Origin of the sequence: Cnuella takakiae (assembly GCF_001953305.1) — a bacterium.
Lineage (GTDB): Bacteria > Bacteroidota > Bacteroidia > Chitinophagales > Chitinophagaceae > Flavisolibacter > Flavisolibacter takakiae.
Genome location: NZ_MTFE01000010.1, coordinates 1,196,197 through 1,213,302, shown reverse-complemented (window position 1 = coordinate 1,213,302; position 17,106 = coordinate 1,196,197). Strand labels below are relative to the sequence as shown.

Here is a 17,106-nt window from a genome sequence, read left to right as displayed (position 1 = left end):
GGCCACCTGAGGCAACCGGGATCCATTCTAAATACTGTCAACTTATTTCAGGACTATTCATAGTTCAGTTGGTTGATACACCGCCTTGCGTGCCCCAACCAAAGGTTGTGGGTCATCCCCTACTGCGTTGGGGACGGGTTCGAGTCTTTCAAATTCGTACGAAGCCGTTGATTATTCAATGGCTTTTTTGTTTTTTGCCTTCATGCCATTTTACGTATACATCATTCAAAGTGAAATGGATGGCAGCTTTTATAAGGGGTTTACCGAAGAGCCAGCCATTCGTTTGAACCGTCACAACAACGGCGAGACGCTTAGTACAAGATTCAAGCGTCCATGGCACTTTGTTTACATGGAACAACTCCCATCCAAACGGGAAGCCCTGGTTCGGGAAAGGGGAATCAAAAAATATAGCCGGGAGCAGATTACCCAGTTGGTGCATTCTTCAAAGAATACTTTGGATCGGTAGTCCTATTGGTTATTACGCCACCTTGCCATTCCCAATAACTTGGGAATGGGCTGGCTTAGCTTTCAGGTCACAAAGGCCTCTTGAAAAATCAAAAGTCTTTTACCTATTTAGCCTTTACCCGCACCCACCCTTTACACCCACTATTTACAGCCAACTATCTTGTAAATCAAAATGCTGCCCCTAACTTGCCGCCGGGCAAAAACCGCAGGGAAGCCCATTTCTACAGAAACCAATTGCAAACTCTTACACTATGCCTTCAGGGTTCTTTGCTTTATTAGACGATATTTCAGCTTTGGTAAAAGCAAGTGCCGCCAGTTTGGATGATGTGCCCACCCAGGTTGCCAAAACCACCGGCAAAGTTTCGGGCATCGTGATCGACGATACGGCGGTTACGCCCAAATACGTAGTAGGCCTCGATCCATCGCGCGAGTTGTCGATCATTTTCCGGATTGCCAAAAAGTCGCTGATTAATAAGCTGCTGATCCTCAGCCCGGCGGCTTTGTTGCTGGGCTATTTTGCGCCCTGGGCCATCACGCCCATTCTGATGATGGGCGGCGCCTATTTGTGCTATGAAGGTTACGAAAAGGTGCATTCCCTGTTCAGCAAGCATGCAGATGTGCATGCCGAAAGCGAAGAGGTAAAAGTGATTACACCCGAGGAACTGGAGCAGCAACGCGTTACCAGCGCGGTGCGTACCGATGTGATCCTGTCGGCAGAAATTATGGCCATTGCCTATAGCCAGGTGGTAGGCCAGGCCATTTTGAACCAGATTCTGGTGATGCTGGCCGTAGCTGTTTTCATCACCGTGGCAGTGTATGGCTTTGTGGGCCTGATAGTAAAAGCAGACGATATCGGCGTGCACCTGGCGCAGGATAAATTTCATCCTGTTACCCGCAAGTTCGGTCGCGGCATCGTAAAGTTCATGCCCCATTTTCTTACCATCCTGGGTTATGTGGGTACGGCGGCCATGCTTTGGGTTGGTGCCGAAATCATTGCCCACGGCATTCCGTTCACCAGCCACCTCCTCCACGACCTGGAACATGCACTTGCTTCCATGCCTGCACTGGCCTGGTTTGCCAAAGCCCTGGCCTGTGGTATTGGCGGATTGATCCTTGGTTTTATCATTGATAAAATACTGAAGCTGGGCAAAGGGATCTTTGGCAAAAGAACGGCAGCCGAGCAGCCGACGCACTAACAGGCTTTATACGGAACAAGCTATTTGCATCATACATAAAGAAATTCCCTTGAGTGCTCAAGGGATTTTCTTTTATAAAAAGAATGCATCAGGTTTTACCGATACCAGAACACCGGCTGCTTCATCTCTTTGCCTGCGCCGGTTGATCGCCGATCCCCAAACGCCGTTGTCCTGTCGGGCACAAATCCAGCAACACACATTCCCTGCAGGCCGGGTTGTTGTAAAAACAAACCTTCTGCCCGTGCTTCATCATCACCTGGTGGTTGTCGTACACATCCTGTGCGCTAAAGTCGGCAGGCAATAAATCTTCCAGCACTTTATGCGACCGCGCCTCCCCTATTTTTTCTGAAATGATACCCAACCGCACGGCTACCCGGAAGTGGTGCGAGTCTACCGGCAGAGCCTTGCCCCGCAACAAACTAAAGGAAAGCACCGCTGCACTGGTCTTGGGTCCTACACCGGGCAACTGCTCCAGCCAGGCACGGGCAGTAGTCACATCCATATCGGCCAAAAAATCCAGCGATAGTTCGCCCCGCAACTCCGTAACCAGCCGCAGCACCTGCTGGATACGCGGTGCTTTCTGTTCGGGCCAGGTACAGGGATAAATGGCTTCTTCCACCAGGTGGGTAGGAGCATCCCGCACGGCCTCCCAGGTACCAAACAGCTCGCGCAGGTTATGAAAAGCTTTGCCTGAAGCTGCGTTTTTGGTGCGGTGCGACAATAAAGCCGACACCAGTTCGCTCAATGGGTCCAGGTCGTGAAAGTATTTGATCTGCCTGCCGTATACGTCCGACAGGCGGTGGTGAATTTCCAGCACAAAGGCGGCAAGGTTGTCGGTTGCGGCAGGCATAGCGGAAGCTTTTTAAATACTTAATCCAGCTGCATATAAGGCGGGTCCTGGCCGGACCCGGCGGCACAGCAGCATTACCCATGTTCCAAAACTCATGCCGCCGGGCAAGGGGTGAAATGCAGGCACAACAACCTGGACCAAGGATTTAAAACACAGCCTGCAGCCCTGTGTTTCTGTTAAAATTGACCTGTGGTCTTTGCAGATGGCTTTGCCCCGATATTTTTAGGGCATTCAACCGCTTATGAAATCATTGCTACTGCTGTTATGCTGTGTATTGCTGCAACAACTCTGTATCGCAGCCAACCTAACCGGAACCATCATGGATAACAACGGTAAGCTGCTTCCTTATGCTTCCCTTACGGTAAAAGGAACAAAAAAGGGCGTGGTTGCCAATGGCCAGGGCAGGTATGTGCTGGAGCTCGCTCCGGGCAGCTACACCATCACCTGCCAGTATGTGGGATATAAAACAGAAGAGAAAAGCATAACACTGGGACAGGAAAACCTGGTGGTGAATTTCACCTTAACCACCCAGAACCTCACCATGGCAACAGTGGTGGTGAAAAAGGGCGTTGACCCGGCCATGGGCATCATCAGGGAAACCATCCGGAAACGGGATTTTTACGCCAACCAGGTAGACTCGCTTACCGTGGATGTGTACATCAAAGGATTACTGCGCTCCAGGGCGGTGCCCGACAAATTTTTCGGCCAGAAGATCGATAAAAAGGAAATGCAAAAGGAGGGTATGGACTCGCTTGGCAGGGGCATCTTGTTCCTTTCCGAATCGGTAACAAAAGTATCCCTGAAGCGACCCGATAAGGTAAAGATGGAAGTGGTTTCCTCCAGGGAAAGTGGCGGCGGCTTTGGTTTCAGTTTTCCTTCCTTTATTAATTTTTACGCCAACAACGTAACCTTACTCACCAACAGCATCAACTCGCGGGGTTTTGTCTCGCCTATTTCCGACAATGCCTTTCATTATTATCGTTTCCGGTATGAAGGCGACTTTTTTGAGCATGGAAAAATCATCAATCGCATCCGCGTTACGCCCAGGCGGAAGTTCGAACCCCTGTTTGAAGGCTTTGTCAATATCATCGACGGCGAGTGGCGCTTCCACAGCCTGGAGCTGACCACCACCAAGGAATACCAGATGGAATTGCTGGATACTTTAAAAGTGACACAGCTACATGGCGAAGTGACCAACAACATTTGGCGCACGCAAAACCAGGTGGTATATGTTGCCGCAAAGAAATTCGGGTTTGATATTACCGGCAACTTCCTGAATGTATACACCAACTACGACCTGGAACCCAGCTTTGGTAAAAAGCATTTCAACCGGGTGCTCCTGTCTTACGATACCAGCTTCAACAAAAAGGACAGCACTTACTGGAGCCGGGTGCGGCCAGTGCCCCTGGAGCCAGATGAGAAAAGAGATTTTGTTGTAAAAGACAGCATCCACCAGGTGGCGCGTGATTCTATGTTTACGCGCAGCAATATCGACTCCTTGAGAAAGAACCAGAAGCCGGTAAAACTCAAGCAGTTTTTTATCGGTGGCGTGCGGCGCAATTATTACTCCTCAAAAGCATTCTCAACTTACCGGCTCGAACCTTTTATCCAGCAATTGCAGTACAACACGGTGGAAGGTGTTGTCGTTGCCATCGACCACAGCCTGGAGGTTCGCCCAAGGCAAGGCAGCTTTAACTACACCCTCCGTAATTACACCCGGTATGGCATCAATAACCAAAGGCTCAATGCCCTGGGTGAATTAACGATCAGTCCAAAAGATAACAGCTTCAGGAACCGTTACCTGGCTGTTGCCGGTGGCTCCCGCGTTTCGCAGTTCAACCGCGATAATCCCATCCACCCGCTGACCAACGCTGTATCCACCCTGGTGTACGGCAACAACTGGATGAAGCTCTATGAAAACAGCTTTGTCCAGTTGCGGTACAACAACAGGTTGGAAAATGGTCTTCAGATCAACGTGGAGGGGCTGTATGAAAGCAGGCGGCCACTGGAAAACACAACAGACTATGCATTCCGGAAAACCGGCAACAAGTTCACGCCCAACCACCCTGTTGAACTGGCAAATGTTCCATTTGAAAAAAACAGGGCTCTGGTAACTACCCTTCGTCTGAGCTTCCAGCCGGGTCAGCGCTACATACAGTTTCCCAGGTATAAAGTTCCTATAGGATCCAAATACCCTACCCTGGATCTGGAATATGCCAAAGCCATCCCGGGTATATTGGATGCCGATGCAGACTTCGACCGGTGGCAGTTCAGTGTACACGACAATATGAACCTGAAGCTGAAAGGTGAATTCCGGTACCGGATCAGCGCCGGTGGCTTTTTAAATAAAAACAGGGTGGACATTCCGGATTATACCCATTTCATCGGCAACAGAACCATCATCAACAACAACTACCTGAACAGCTTTCAACTGGCGCCTTACTACCGGTACAGCAATACCGAAAACATTTATGGGCTCGTGCATGCAGAGCACCATTTCAATGGTTTGCTTACCAACAAAATCCCGCTGTTCAAACGGCTGAAGTGGAACCTGGTGGCAGGCACCAATACTTTTTATGTAAACAGGGATAATTACTATGCTGAAGTATTTGCAGGGCTGGAAAACATCTTCAAGCTATTGCGGGTAGATTTTGTTTCGGCTTACCAGGCGGCACCTGGCGCCCACTACGGTATCCGGGTAGGCTTTAGTGGCGTGCTGGGTGGTATGGTGCAGTTAAATACCCAGTAAAAAAGGAACAGTACCAATCATACTATGTAAGGCAACCTGCAGCTAAAAATAATTGATCCGTTTTTTTGCTCCTTTCAGACCACCTGCCCTTTATGGCTTTCTTTCCCGGTTATTTTAAAAACCAGAATTGCACAAAAATTGAGAATTGTGCGTGCTTCAAATTTTACCCATTCGCATCAAAAAGCGGGCATTTCCAGGCAAATGCCAAAGGCAATAAACCAAACATATACACAGGGCCATTTTGCCTGCATTTTTCTTTTCTCCTTAGGCCCCCGGTTTGCACCTTGATGATTGAAAACCTACCATAGCAAAATGATGGGGTTCAGTAACTTCTCCGTATTGATTTCTGCTATCTGACTTATATGTTATATAAGTCACCCCTAAACTGCCCAGTTACAAATGGTGATAGCTGAAGAGGGTATAAAAATTTTAACATTTCCAATCCAACACCTTTCGAGTTTACGTACCTATCAAAGCAATGCAATAACCGGGGTTCATCCCTTTGAAACAGAGCAAACCCAAGGAACATCATAGAATCATTACTGAACAGGATTTTCGCATAGCCGATTGAAGCCTGATTGTGATTGTATTGCCCGTTTTATCCCTCCGTGCCCGATCCTCCTTTCCGCACCTTGTGTATACACCCAGTAACATCCAAGTTTTGGTGAATGCCGCATTTATTTAATTAAACCTGTTAACACAATGAAACGAAGATCAACGACACAAGGGTTGCAACTTTTTGCAGTCCTTGCCACAGCTTTGTTCGCGACAGTTTTGCTGACGTCTTCCAGCCACCGGGAGGCGCCGCTTATTGCCTACGACCCGCAGGCAGACAACACAGACCTGTATGCCTTTAGAAGTCCTTACAACCCGGAGAAAGTAGTCATCATCGCCAACTACATTCCCATGCAACTGCCACAGGGTGGACCTATCTATTACAATTTTGGCGAAAACATCCGCTATGAAATCCACATCGACAACAACATTGCAACGCCAGGAGATGACATTGTTTACCGCTTTACTTTCAAAACGAAGAATGAAGCCAATGGTACTTTTTTCAAAATAAGGTTAGAAGCAGAGAACCAAAAGACCAGCTATACACTGGAACGCAGCATGGATGGTGGCAAATCGTTCACTACCCTATTTACCAACGGCAGGGTAGCTCCTTATCCCGCAGGCGACCGCTCTATACTTTCACCCGTTGGGCTGAACGAGCCGGGCTACCTGCATGTTAGAAGAAAAGCCTTTATGAATGCCAATACCGGCGAAAAGGTATATGCAGGCCCGGTAGATGACCCATTCTTTGTAGACCTGGGCGGAGTTTTTGACCTGGGCGATGCGCCCCGGCAAAATGGCAAGGCCCGCGATGGCCTGAAATGCCTGAACGTATCTACACTGGCGCTGGAAATAGACATTTCCACCTTGCAGAAGGATAAAAAAATGGCCAAGGATGCTCAAAACATCCTTGATCCGAATTATGTGATCGGCGTATGGGCTTCGGCCAGCCGCCCCAAGATCAGGACCCTGGGTGGCAACGGAACTGAAACACATAGCGGTGACTGGGTACAGGTGTCGCGGCTGGGTATGCCCCTGACCAATGAAGTGGTTAACCCCATTGTTGTTAAGGATTTCTGGAACTCCTATACACCATACAAGGACCCGTTTTACAGGAACAGTGTAGGCAAATACTTCAACAACCCGGAGTTGGCCCTGTACATGGATGACGACAAGTTTGGCGGAGCCGTACCAGCCTTTGCACCCCTGCGGATTCAGAAGGCCTCACTGGGTCAATTTGGTTTTGCTAACGGGCAAAATGGTCTTTTCCCGCTCAAAGGTTCGCAGGCAGTAAAAGGAACAGCGCTGGATGATGCAATCTTTGGCAAAGTACTGTTACCCGGCCCTGGCATGCCCCGCACCGTTGACCTCTACCCCATATTCCACACCGGTGTGCCCAACCTGCGCCCTTACCAGTTACTTACGGGCAAGAACGGCAACCCGCTGGCTTCAGGCAAACCGTTCATTCACAACTTCCTGCCCAATGGTGGAGACATGTTGCGCTTGAATATGGCGGTGCCCACCACGCCGCGCAACAGCAAAGAGTTCAGTTCACTGGGCCTGATTAACGCAGCAGCGCTGGGTATACTGGACCCCAGGTTCAACCAAACCACCAACCTCCAGTTCATACCCAATATGGATGGCTTTCCCAACGGCAGGCGGCTGGAAGATGATGTGACCCGCATTGAATTGCAGGCAGTGAGCGGCCTGGTACTGGCAGCCATCGGGCTTCCATACGACGATTACAAGGAGGGCGGCCCTGTTACCACGCCACAACTGCTCAATGTGATTTCGTATACTACCGGTGTAGAAAAGAATGACGCACCCTTTGTGGATGAGTTTCCCTACATGGCGCTTGCCTGGCCCGGAACCCATCAGTGCAACTGCGATGAAGATGCAAAAGAAGATGCATCAACGATGAAGTCGCTGCTGAATACCATACCCGAGCGTAAACTGGGTATTGGATTGGGCGTGCCGGAAATGTTGTTGATGGCCACGCCAAACCCTGCCAGGGACAACAGCGTGATCCGCTATCAGGTAAGTAAACCGGCAAGGGTGGTTATTGCTGCTTATGATGCTACCGGCAAAATCATCAAAGTGCTGGTTAACCAGCAACAGGTAGCCGGAACCCACCAGGTAAGCTGGAACACCAGTACGGTGGCCAAAGGTGCCTACACAGTTGTAGGCAGTTACGATGGCCAGCAGGTGCAAAGCATACAGGTAATTAAAAACTAATACACCAAAAGGCAACAAGGCGCTATTGGCCTTGTTGCCTTTTGTTCCTTAACACATCTTCCATGCGTAAAAAATACTTTGTTCTGATAGCGGTTTTAGCAGTACTGCTGCCGGCCCTTTATTTCGGGGGCCGCAACAAAAAGGGTTTCAGCACCAAACTGGCCCAACACTATGTTTTGCAGGAGCGAAAAGGCATTGCGGCTACCTGGCCGGAGTGGAACGATACTAAACAATCGGCGGAAAGGCTGGTGCGGATGGTACGCGAAAACCCCGACGACCAGAAATCCATGCTGGCGCTTGCAAGTTTGTATATACAGGAAGGCAGGGCATCGGGCAACCATGATTATTACGACGGGGCAGCCCTTTACCACCTGGAGCAGGTACTTGAAAAAAATCCGGCCAACTTTGAAGCACTTACCATGAAAGCGCTGATCCAGTTGTCTAAACACCATTTTGCAGCTGCGCTCGAAACATCTACCAAAGCCCAAAAGCTGAATCCGCATAACGCTTTCCTGTACGGGCTGATGACCGACAGCTATGTAGAGTTGGGGCAGTACGACAAAGCAGTAGCCAGCGCCGACCAGATGGTGGCCATCCGCCCCGATATGCGCTCCTATGCAAGGGTAGCTTACCTAAGGGAGATACATGGCGATATGGAAGGCGCCATAACCGCTATGGCACTGGCGGTAGATGCCAGTGGGTATGGCGATGAACCCTCGTCGTGGACCCGCATCCAACTGGGGGAATTACTGCAGAAAAACGGCGACTACAAACAGGCCGGGGTGCAATACCAGGTTACCTTGAAATACCGCCCCGATTATGCATACGCAGTGGCCGGCCTGGGCCGCATTGCACAGGCGGAAGGGAACCTGCAGCAGGCACTTGCCTATTTCCTGAAAGCCGACTCCTTACCTGCCGACCATGGCTTTGGCGAGGAGATAGCCCAAACCTACCTGGCTATGGGGCAACGCGAAAAGGCCTTGCACGTTTTAAAGGAAATGGAAACCGAACTGAAAGCAGAGGAACAGCAAAACGCCGGTGTTGCAAATGCGCCATACCATACCGATATGGAACTGGCAGCTGTTTACTTACTGATGGAGCAATATGAGCAAGCCTTGCTTCATGTAAAAAAGGAATACGACCGCCGCCCAGGTAATATAAAAGTCAACGAACTGATGGCATGGCTTCATTATAAAAATGGATCAGTAGCCAAAGCATTGCCCATTGTGCAGCAGGCTTTACGCACGGGCAGCACCGACCCGGTACTTATGGCCCGGTCGGGACTGATCCTTACCGCAGCTGGCAAAACTGCCGAAGGCCGTACGTTGCTTCAAAAATCTCTTGCCCAAAATGCGCTTAGGGATGCATCTTTACTGCGTGCAGTACATGATGTTTTAAAAACCAACCAACAATCCTGAACCAAAGTTTTGGATGCAACACCACTTTATGAGCAGGTATTTCATTTGCCTTTTGCTGCTGGCGCAAACGGCAAGAGCACAACAATCAAAAACCGGATATGCGGGTTTTATTGCAGATGCCCGTACCCACCGGCAAATTGAAGGCGCAGTGGTGCAAAGCAGGCAAACCAATATTGCCTTTACCTCCAATGAGCAAGGCAGGTTTTACTTTGCCTCCCGGCTCCCCGCATCAGACAGCCTGCACATATCGGCACTGGGTTATGTACCCAAAGCCATTGCCTGTAAAGACATCAGGGAAGAACTGAATATCCACCTGGAGCCCGACGTGGTAAACTTACGCGAGATGACCCTTTCGGCTTCGGGCAACAAGCCCTTGCATAATGTTGGTCAGTTGGATATGAAGATCAGGGGACTGAACAATGCCCAGGAATTGCTGCGCATGGTTCCCGGTCTTTTCATAGGGCAACATGCCGGTGGCGGAAAAGCTGAACAGATCTTTTTGCGCGGTTTTGATATAGACCATGGTACCGATGTAGCCATCACCACCGATGGCATACCTGTAAACATGGTATCGCATGCCCATGGCCAGGGCTATGCCGACCTGCACTTCATCATTCCGGAAGTGGTAGATCAGGTACGCTTTGGCAAAGGGCCCTATGCTGCCGATAAGGGCAATTTCGCCACTGCGGGCCATGTGGCACTCCAATCAAAAGAAAGACTGGACAACAGCCTGGTGAAGGTGGAAGGCGGCCAGTTCAACACCCTGCGCACCCTGGCGATGGTACAGTTGTTACAAGACAGGGGCAGGCAAAAACAGGGGATGTATGTTGCCGCCGAGCACCTGCGGAGCCAAGGCTTTTTTGATGCGCCACAGAACTTTAGCCGCACCAACCTGTTTGCCCGTTACCAGCAGATGCTGGGCAAGCGCCACCAGTTGGATGCATCCATAGCAACCTTTTACTCCAAATGGAACGCTTCGGGCCAGATACCCGAACGTGCCGTTGCAGATGGCAGTATCTCTTTCTTTGGCGCCATCGACCCCAGCGAGGGCGGCAATACCCACCGCACCAATATCCAGACAAGGCTGCGCACCCAATTGTCGGAAAACAGTACCCTCAGCAACCAGTTGTATTACACGGCTTACCATTTTGACCTGTTTTCCAATTTTACTTTTTTCCTGAACGATCCTGTTAACGGCGACCAGATCAGGCAAAAGGAAAAAAGAGGGCTCTGGGGTTATAACGGTTTGTACAAACACTATGGTGTACTGGGGCGGAACACGCATACTTTTGAGGCAGGCCTCTCCCTGCGTGCCGATGCCACCCGCAACAGTCAACTGGCGCATACCAAAAACCGCGCAACCCTCCTGCAACAACAGCAATGGGGCAATGTAAGCGAGTGGAACGCGGCTGCCTATATCAGGGAAACCGTCCAACTCCCCTACCGCATCACCCTGGAAAGCGCCCTGCGTTTCGACCAGTTCATCCATGCTTATTCGGATAAGTTGCAGGATACGCGCAGGCAAAAACATACCGCCATCGTCAGTCCCAAAATCAACCTGTCGTGGCAGGCTTCCAATAAAGCCATGCTGTACCTGAGTGCAGGCAGGGGCTTTCACAGCAACGATGCCCGGGTAGTGGTACAAACAAATGGCCGTGAAGCCCTGCCCGCAGCCTGGGGTGCTGACCTGGGCATCCAGGCCAAACCCCGCAACAACCTGGTGCTCCAGGCAGCATTGTGGTATTTGGCACTGGAGCAGGAGTTCATTTATGTAGGTGATGAAGGCATCGTTGAACCTTTGGGCCGCACCCGCAGAACCGGTTTGGATGTTTCTGCCCGGTACCAGCCTTTGCGCAACCTGTACCTCGATGCCGACCTGAACTATGCCAGGGCTTTGGCCTTAGATGTTTCGAAAGGCGAGGACTACCTGCCGCTGGCACCCCGGTTCACTTCCTCAGGCGGCATCACCTACAAGAAAAATACCGGGTGGAACGGCAGCTTCCGGTACCGCTGGATGGGCAACCGGCCCGCAAATGAAGACAACAGCCTGGTGGCCGAAGGATACTTCGTTTGCGACGCGGGACTTGCCTACAACTTCAAACGGATAGAGCTGATGCTGTCGGCACAAAATCTGTTTGACGTGCGCTGGAAAGAAACGCAGTTTGCCAGCACCAGCCGGTTACAGCAGGAACCTGATCCCGTTACTGAAATACACTTTACCCCCGGCACGCCATTCTTCCTCAAAGCAGGTATTACCATCACCCTGTAAACACTCCGGCTCATTTTCAAAAAGATAATAGAAAACAATCCCCTTACAAAAAGCGGTGCAGCAGCAGTGAAACAGGTATACCGCTCCAGGACAAATAAGGCCGAAAGATTTGCGGAACTTTCTTCTGCTGAACAGCATCTTTTTAGTTGAATGGCTTGAGCTATCATCAGCAGGCTACAACGGTTACATTTAAAAGAACATAGCACTATCTATAAAGCCGGAATTCACCCTTTTGAGGACGGTGATCCAAATTCCAATCAAGGTTTTTTTGCAGCATTTAAATTGCTATCCAGGGCCTGCAGGATCTTGTGAAAAATGGCCGTGTTTTCATATACCCCGCCAAACAGCTGCGCACCCGGCCCGTATGCAAACACCGGTACCGGCGCCGCGGTATGGTCATCGGTGGCAAAAAGGCCCGCCACATACCCACTGGCATAATCGCCGCCATGCAGGGTAAGGCCGCCGGTTTCATGATCGGCAGTAACAATCACCAGGGTCTCGCCATCCTGGTCGGCAAAGCGCATGGCCTGTGCCACCACCTGGTCGAAATCGAGCAGTTCGGAAACCAGGAAAAAGCCACTTGTTGAACCGGATAGCAGGCTGATGCTGCCGCTGTTCCGGTACTCCTGATTTTGAAATGCTACTTAGTAGCTAATCTTTTGAAATTGGTACCGGTCAAAATCAGCAATGAGCAGGGTATTGACCGGCACTTCATTTTCCAGCACAATTTTCAATGCTATATCGCACATCATCGTACCAATCATTCCGGGAACGATTCCCAACACACCATTTTCGCTGCAGCCTGGTACATCTCCCGGATCGGGCGGTTCCGGAAACAGGTGTCGCAGGCTGTTGCTCCCTTTGTAGTTGAACACAGCTACCTGTCCTTCAAAATTCAAAATACTTCCATATACCAAAGGTTTGCCCAATGCTTTACAGGCATCATTAACCAGGTAGCGGGTCCGGAAGTTATCGGAGCCATCTATTACCAGGTCAAACTGCCCGATAAGGTCGTTTGCCTGCTCTTCTTCGAGCTTCATGTCAAAACCTAACAGGTTACAGTCAGGATTGATCGCCTGAAGCCTTTCTGCTGCAACAGCCACTTTCTTCTTGCCGATATCGGCGGTGGTGTACAGTACCTGCCGATGCAGGTTATGTATGGCGATGGTATCGAAATCCACGATGCCAATGGTTCCGATACCCGCACCTGCCAGGTATTGCAATACAGGACAGCCCAGCCCACCGGCACCAATCACCAGGATCTTTGCCGCCCTTATTTTCATTTGCCCTTCAAGGCCTACTTTATCGGCCATCAGCTGCCGGCTGTAGCGATTGATCTGTTCGATGGTCAACATGGTACTTTGAAATTTTTATCCCAGTCTTTCCATACGGGTTCATACCCGCTCGCCCTGATCACGGCAGCCATTTCAGCAGCGGATCGTTCGTCGCTTACTTCAAACTGTTCCAGGCTTTGCGGATCAACTGCATAGCCCCCGGGATTGGTTTTGGAGCCCGCACTGATGGTGGTGGTACCCAGCTTTAAAACATGGTTGCGGAAGGTTTCGGTTTCGCGGGTGGAGATGGATATTTCCACATCCTCATTGAACAGGCGGTAGGCACAAATCAGTTGCACCAGCTCGCGGTCCCTGATGGTGTACTTGCCGCTTTCCACACCTGCTGCGGGCCTGATGCGTGGAAAGGAGATAGCGTACCTGGTCTGCCAGTACTTTTTCTGCAGGTAGTCGAGATGGAGGGCACAGAAAAAGCTGTCGGCACGCCAGTCCTCCAGCCCAAGCAACACGCCCAGGCCGATTTTGTGCATGCCTGCACGGCCAATACGGTCGGGTGTTTCAAGCCGGTAATAGAAGTTTGACTTTTTACCCTTGGTATGGTACTCCTTGTACCGGTCTTTATGATAGGTTTCCTGGTAAACCAGTACCGAGTAAATACCTGCTTCCTGCAGTTGCCGGTATTCGTCTTCATCCAAAGGCTGCACTTCTATGGAGATGTTGGCAAAATGCGGCCTGATCAGGGCAATAGCTTTTAGGAAATAATCCACATGCACTACCTGGTTGGCCTCACCGGTAACCAGCAGGATGTGCTGAAAGCCGTGCTTTTTGATCTCGTTGATCTCCTGCAGGATTTCGGCAGCGTTGAGGGTGCGCCGTTTTATTTTATTGTCGAAGCTGAAGCCGCAGTAGGTACAAATATTATTGCATTCATTGCTCAGGTACATGGGCGCAAACAACTGTACCGTATTGCCAAAACGCTTCCGGGTTGCAGCATGGCTCAGTTGCGCCATCTGCTCCAGGTAAGGTGCGGCAGCCGGCGAAATCAGGGCCATAAAATCTTCCAAGCTACGGCGTGGTGCGGCCAGTGCCTGCTGTACATCCAAACTGGTTTTGGTGGCAATGGCCGCGGTCACTTCTTCCCAGCTGTACTGGTCAAAAACTTCTTTAAAGTTCTTCATGTAAAAATGCAGTTAAGGGGCTGGAGGCAGTAGCATGGTTTGCTGCTGTGGCAAGGCGGGCTTCGTAGGCCATTCTGCCGGCATCAACCGCAAGTTTGAAGGCTGCTGCCATTTGCACGGGGTTTCCGGCAACAGCAATGGCGGTGTTGACCAGTACGGCATCTGCACCCATTTCCATGGCTTTGGCTGCATCGGAAGGGGCACCAATACCGGCATCAATGATCACGGGCACCTTGCTTTGCTCAATAATGATTTGCAGGAAGTCGTAGGTCTTCAGGCCCTTGTTGGTACCAATGGGTGCGCCCAAAGGCATCACGGCCGCAGTACCCGCGTCTTCAAGCCGTTTACACAGTACCGGGTCGGCATGTATATAGGGCAGCACCACAAAGCCCAGTTTGGCCAGCTCCTCGGTTGCCTTTAGGGTTTCCACCGGGTCGGGCAGCAGGTACCTGGGATCGGGATGAATCTCCAGCTTGAGCCAGTTTGTTTCCAGGGCTTCGCGGGCCAGCTGTGCAGCAAATACCGCCTCGTTGGCAGTGCGCACACCCGATGTGTTGGGCAGCAGGTTGATGTGCGGATGCTGCAGGTGAGCCAGGAGGTTGTCGGTTTGGGTTTCCAGGTCCACCCGCTTTAGCGCTACGGTTACCAGCTCGGTGCCTGAGGCCAGCACAGCATCTTCCATTAGCCTGGCCGAACCAAATTTGCCGGTACCGAGGAACAAACGGGAATGCAATATTTTATCCCTTATGGAAAGTGGTTGCATACAGTTGGTTGTTTAGTTGTTGAACGATTTGTTTTTTGTGGTCGTTATGGGTGATGAGCCCCGATACCGCAATGCCATGCACCCCTGTTTCCACTAGGCCCGCCACATCTGCTGGTGTAATGCCGCCAATAGCGATCAGGGGCATGGAAATCCCGGCCTCCGCCATGGCTTCCAGGATCTGCTGGTAACCGGCAACACCTAATATGGGGCTGAGTTTTTCTTTGGTGGTTGTAAAACGAAAAGGCCCGACCCCGGCATAATCGCAACCTTCCTCGTACCGTTGGATGACATCAGCCAGGGTGTTGGCGGTTCCGCCGATGATCTTTTCCTTTCCTACTACTGCCCTTGCCTCAGAAACGGGCATGTCCGTCAAACCCAGGTGCACACCATCAGCTCCAACAGCCGCTGCAATGGCAGGGTGATCGTTGATAATAAAGATTGCGTTGTACGTGATGCATAATTCCCTTACCTGCTGTGCCGTTGTGAGCAAATCGCCGGCAGTGGCCTGTTTCATCCGCAGCTGGATCCAGGTGCAGCCTGCATCCAGCGCTTCCCGGATATGCCTTACCTGTATTTCGGGTGTGCTTCCCTGTGAGATGTATTGCAGCCTGGGTAACATGTTGTTCATTTTGTTTTTGATTACTGTTTACAACCGGCAGCCAGGTCGTAGGCGTTTTTTACCTGTAAAAAAGAAAGGACCGGGTCTTTACCTTGCCAGATGGCGCCCAGCACCGCTATGCCATCAAAACCCATCCGGAAAGCCGCGGCACAATTATGCACATCGATTCCGCCAAGGGCTACAACCTTAGTCCTGCTTTGGGGCAACCTGAAATGGGCTGACAGTACAGAGCTGTACCCCTTTTTGGAAATGCTGTTGAATACAGGTCCGAAGAAAACATGATCATAGTACATACCCTGTTGTTCTATTTCCTTCAACTGGTGCATCGACGCCGACAAATAGAATCCCTTTGCCTTCAAGCTTGCCAGCATGGCAGCTGATGTTTCCGCCTGTTGCTTTCCGGTGAAATGAAGCCTTTTGATACCATTCTCCTCCGCCAGGTGATGGTGGCTGTGGAGTGCTATAAGCGCTCTGTATTTTGGATAAATAGCTGCAATCAAATGTTGCATATCGGATGCGGTTGCTGCCGGCTTGCGCAGGTGCAATACCGGCATTCCTGCATCAAACAGTTCATTGACCAGGCTTGCTGCTCCGGGGCATATTGTCTCCTCTGAAATAACGATCAGCATATCCAAACATTCGCATATAGCAAAACAACCAAGAGCACCTTGGCTCCTGTCCATTACAGTTGAGGGTTCATCCCCCCTGTGTAGCTTTGATGAGCAGTATCCGGTCATGGTCCTGCAGCAAATGATCTTTCCAGTTTGCCCTGGGCACCACGGTATTGTTGATGGCTACAGCTATGCCTTTTTGTTTTTCACCGGCCCATGCGTCAACAATCTGCTGAACGGAGGCACCCGGTTCAAAAACTTGTGGCTGATCGTTTATATAGATTTCCATTCCGAATTAGTAGGGAGCTTAAATAATAAAACTTCAGGAATGGACAGACGTGCAGTATGTATTCACTTTTCCCTTCGGCAGCATTACCTGCATCAGGTTCGAGGGTATCATCTCAGCCTTTCGGCACCCCTAAAGTTTCAACAAATGTAGGGGAGTTTGTGTTTGAAAATTTTGTTTTCTCTTCTATCAACAGCGCAAGGGTGGCATGGCATACATACCAACATCCTATACGCTATAAATGCTTTATGCAATCAATAAAGGCCTGTTGTCTGTCGATCATCCAGACAAAACCGAGACCTGGTTACAGTTATGCACAGGACGTGCAAAACATTTAAAAACACGGCCCGTTTTCTGTCCTTACTTCACCGTTCGATACTGGTTGCAGGTACTCTTCGGGTACTGCATTAAAAGGGAATCCGGTGTAAGTCCGGAACTATCCCCGTAGCTGTAAGCTCCTTTCGTGTTGTTTCTGCTCCATGCCACTGCCCTTAACGGGTGGGAAGGCCGGGAACAACGGAGTAAGTCAGAAGACCTGCCAGTCATCATTTTAGTAACAATGCTTTCGGGTGAAAGGCAAAGTACTGACGGATCTCCGCGCAGCGTATTGGAGTGCACGC

At 50.6% G+C, this 17,106-nt stretch carries 14 protein-coding genes and 2 riboswitches; of the genes, 6 read left to right on the top strand and 8 right to left on the bottom strand.

Features of this window, described 5'->3' with window-relative positions; genetic code table 11:
• Window positions 1-178: 178 nt before the first annotated feature.
• Window positions 179-466, top strand: coding sequence for a GIY-YIG nuclease family protein (locus BUE76_RS25450; RefSeq protein WP_083596728.1), 288 nt, complete (start codon window positions 179-181; stop codon window positions 464-466).
• Window positions 467-716: 250 nt separating this feature from the next.
• Entirely contained in the window at window positions 717-1,661 is a 945-nt protein-coding gene (locus BUE76_RS05640; RefSeq protein ID WP_073048443.1) for a DUF808 domain-containing protein, read from the top strand.
• Window positions 1,662-1,782: 121 nt separating this feature from the next.
• On the opposite strand, the gene BUE76_RS05635 is transcribed toward BUE76_RS05640, so the two are convergent.
• Complete coding sequence (locus BUE76_RS05635; protein ID WP_073048446.1) at window positions 1,783-2,511, bottom strand: endonuclease III domain-containing protein; 729 nt, start codon at window positions 2,509-2,511, stop codon at window positions 1,783-1,785.
• 241 nt (window positions 2,512-2,752) lie between these two features.
• Here BUE76_RS05635 and BUE76_RS05630 point away from each other — a divergent pair, with 241 nt between their 5' ends.
• The 4 genes from BUE76_RS05630 to BUE76_RS05615 all read left to right on the top strand — a co-directional run bounded on the left by BUE76_RS05630 (window position 2,753) and on the right by BUE76_RS05615 (window position 11,737).
• Window positions 2,753-5,260 carry a DUF5686 and carboxypeptidase regulatory-like domain-containing protein gene (locus BUE76_RS05630; RefSeq protein WP_073048449.1) on the top strand — a complete coding sequence of 836 codons (2,508 nt, stop codon included), beginning with the start codon at window positions 2,753-2,755 and terminating at the stop codon, window positions 5,258-5,260.
• Between the two features lie 702 nt (window positions 5,261-5,962).
• The gene (locus tag BUE76_RS05625) at window positions 5,963-8,050 is read left to right on the top strand and encodes a DUF4331 family protein (protein ID WP_073048452.1); all 2,088 of its coding nucleotides are present in this window, start codon (window positions 5,963-5,965) and stop codon (window positions 8,048-8,050) included.
• 62 nt (window positions 8,051-8,112) lie between these two features.
• Window positions 8,113-9,468: a tetratricopeptide repeat protein gene (locus tag BUE76_RS05620; protein WP_143157476.1), complete on the top strand. Its 1,356-nt coding sequence runs from the start codon at window positions 8,113-8,115 to the stop codon at window positions 9,466-9,468.
• A 28-nt stretch (window positions 9,469-9,496) separates the two neighbouring features.
• A complete protein-coding gene (locus BUE76_RS05615) occupies window positions 9,497-11,737 on the top strand; it encodes a TonB-dependent receptor (protein WP_158069931.1) in 2,241 nt (746 codons plus the stop codon).
• 257 nt (window positions 11,738-11,994) lie between these two features.
• Here BUE76_RS05615 and BUE76_RS05610 read toward each other — a convergent pair whose 3' ends face one another.
• The 7 genes from BUE76_RS05610 to thiS form a co-directional block, all read right to left on the bottom strand.
• Window positions 11,995-12,294: an alkaline phosphatase gene (locus BUE76_RS05610; RefSeq protein ID WP_262485780.1), complete on the bottom strand. Its 300-nt coding sequence runs from the start codon at window positions 12,292-12,294 to the stop codon at window positions 11,995-11,997.
• An 87-nt stretch (window positions 12,295-12,381) separates the two neighbouring features.
• Window positions 12,382-13,092 carry a HesA/MoeB/ThiF family protein gene (locus BUE76_RS05605; protein WP_073048465.1) on the bottom strand — a complete coding sequence of 237 codons (711 nt, stop codon included), beginning with the start codon at window positions 13,090-13,092 and terminating at the stop codon, window positions 12,382-12,384.
• Entirely contained in the window at window positions 13,086-14,207 is a 1,122-nt protein-coding gene (thiH, locus tag BUE76_RS05600; RefSeq protein ID WP_073048468.1) for a 2-iminoacetate synthase ThiH, read from the bottom strand. The genes BUE76_RS05605 and thiH overlap by 7 nt, the downstream gene beginning before the upstream one ends.
• Window positions 14,194-14,970 carry a thiazole synthase gene (locus tag BUE76_RS05595; protein ID WP_073048471.1) on the bottom strand — a complete coding sequence of 259 codons (777 nt, stop codon included), beginning with the start codon at window positions 14,968-14,970 and terminating at the stop codon, window positions 14,194-14,196. The genes thiH and BUE76_RS05595 overlap by 14 nt, the downstream gene beginning before the upstream one ends.
• The gene (locus tag BUE76_RS05590; RefSeq protein ID WP_245798430.1) at window positions 14,945-15,598 is read right to left on the bottom strand and encodes a thiamine phosphate synthase; all 654 of its coding nucleotides are present in this window, start codon (window positions 15,596-15,598) and stop codon (window positions 14,945-14,947) included. Before BUE76_RS05590 ends, BUE76_RS05595 begins: the two co-directional genes overlap by 26 nt.
• Before the next feature lie 11 nt (window positions 15,599-15,609).
• Window positions 15,610-16,218: a thiamine phosphate synthase gene (locus tag BUE76_RS05585; RefSeq protein WP_073048473.1), complete on the bottom strand. Its 609-nt coding sequence runs from the start codon at window positions 16,216-16,218 to the stop codon at window positions 15,610-15,612.
• 67 nt (window positions 16,219-16,285) lie between these two features.
• The gene (thiS, locus tag BUE76_RS05580; RefSeq protein WP_073048476.1) at window positions 16,286-16,489 is read right to left on the bottom strand and encodes a sulfur carrier protein ThiS; all 204 of its coding nucleotides are present in this window, start codon (window positions 16,487-16,489) and stop codon (window positions 16,286-16,288) included.
• Window positions 16,490-16,541: 52 nt separating this feature from the next.
• Window positions 16,542-16,630, bottom strand: a riboswitch (TPP riboswitch).
• Between the two features lie 218 nt (window positions 16,631-16,848).
• A riboswitch (cobalamin riboswitch) is annotated at window positions 16,849-17,043 on the top strand.
• Window positions 17,044-17,106: the final 63 nt, after the last annotated feature.

Excerpts from the sequence above, each read along its gene's own strand:
- BUE76_RS05640 (WP_073048443.1), top strand. The coding sequence starts at position 717 with ATGCCTTCAGGGTTCTTTGCTTTATTAGACGATATTTCAGCTTTGGTA.
- BUE76_RS05590 (WP_245798430.1), bottom strand. The coding sequence starts at position 15,598 with ATGAACAACATGTTACCCAGGCTGCAATACATCTCACAGGGAAGCACA.
- BUE76_RS05620 (WP_143157476.1), top strand. The coding sequence starts at position 8,113 with ATGCGTAAAAAATACTTTGTTCTGATAGCGGTTTTAGCAGTACTGCTG.
- BUE76_RS05630 (WP_073048449.1), top strand. The coding sequence starts at position 2,753 with ATGAAATCATTGCTACTGCTGTTATGCTGTGTATTGCTGCAACAACTC.
- BUE76_RS05595 (WP_073048471.1), bottom strand. The coding sequence starts at position 14,970 with ATGCAACCACTTTCCATAAGGGATAAAATATTGCATTCCCGTTTGTTC.
- BUE76_RS25450 (WP_083596728.1), top strand. The coding sequence starts at position 179 with ATGGCTTTTTTGTTTTTTGCCTTCATGCCATTTTACGTATACATCATT.
- thiH (WP_073048468.1), bottom strand. The coding sequence starts at position 14,207 with ATGAAGAACTTTAAAGAAGTTTTTGACCAGTACAGCTGGGAAGAAGTG.
- thiS (WP_073048476.1), bottom strand. The coding sequence starts at position 16,489 with ATGGAAATCTATATAAACGATCAGCCACAAGTTTTTGAACCGGGTGCC.
- BUE76_RS05625 (WP_073048452.1), top strand. The coding sequence starts at position 5,963 with ATGAAACGAAGATCAACGACACAAGGGTTGCAACTTTTTGCAGTCCTT.
- BUE76_RS05615 (WP_158069931.1), top strand. The coding sequence starts at position 9,497 with ATGAGCAGGTATTTCATTTGCCTTTTGCTGCTGGCGCAAACGGCAAGA.
- BUE76_RS05585 (WP_073048473.1), bottom strand. The coding sequence starts at position 16,218 with ATGCTGATCGTTATTTCAGAGGAGACAATATGCCCCGGAGCAGCAAGC.
- BUE76_RS05635 (WP_073048446.1), bottom strand. The coding sequence starts at position 2,511 with ATGCCTGCCGCAACCGACAACCTTGCCGCCTTTGTGCTGGAAATTCAC.
- BUE76_RS05605 (WP_073048465.1), bottom strand. The coding sequence starts at position 13,092 with ATGTTGACCATCGAACAGATCAATCGCTACAGCCGGCAGCTGATGGCC.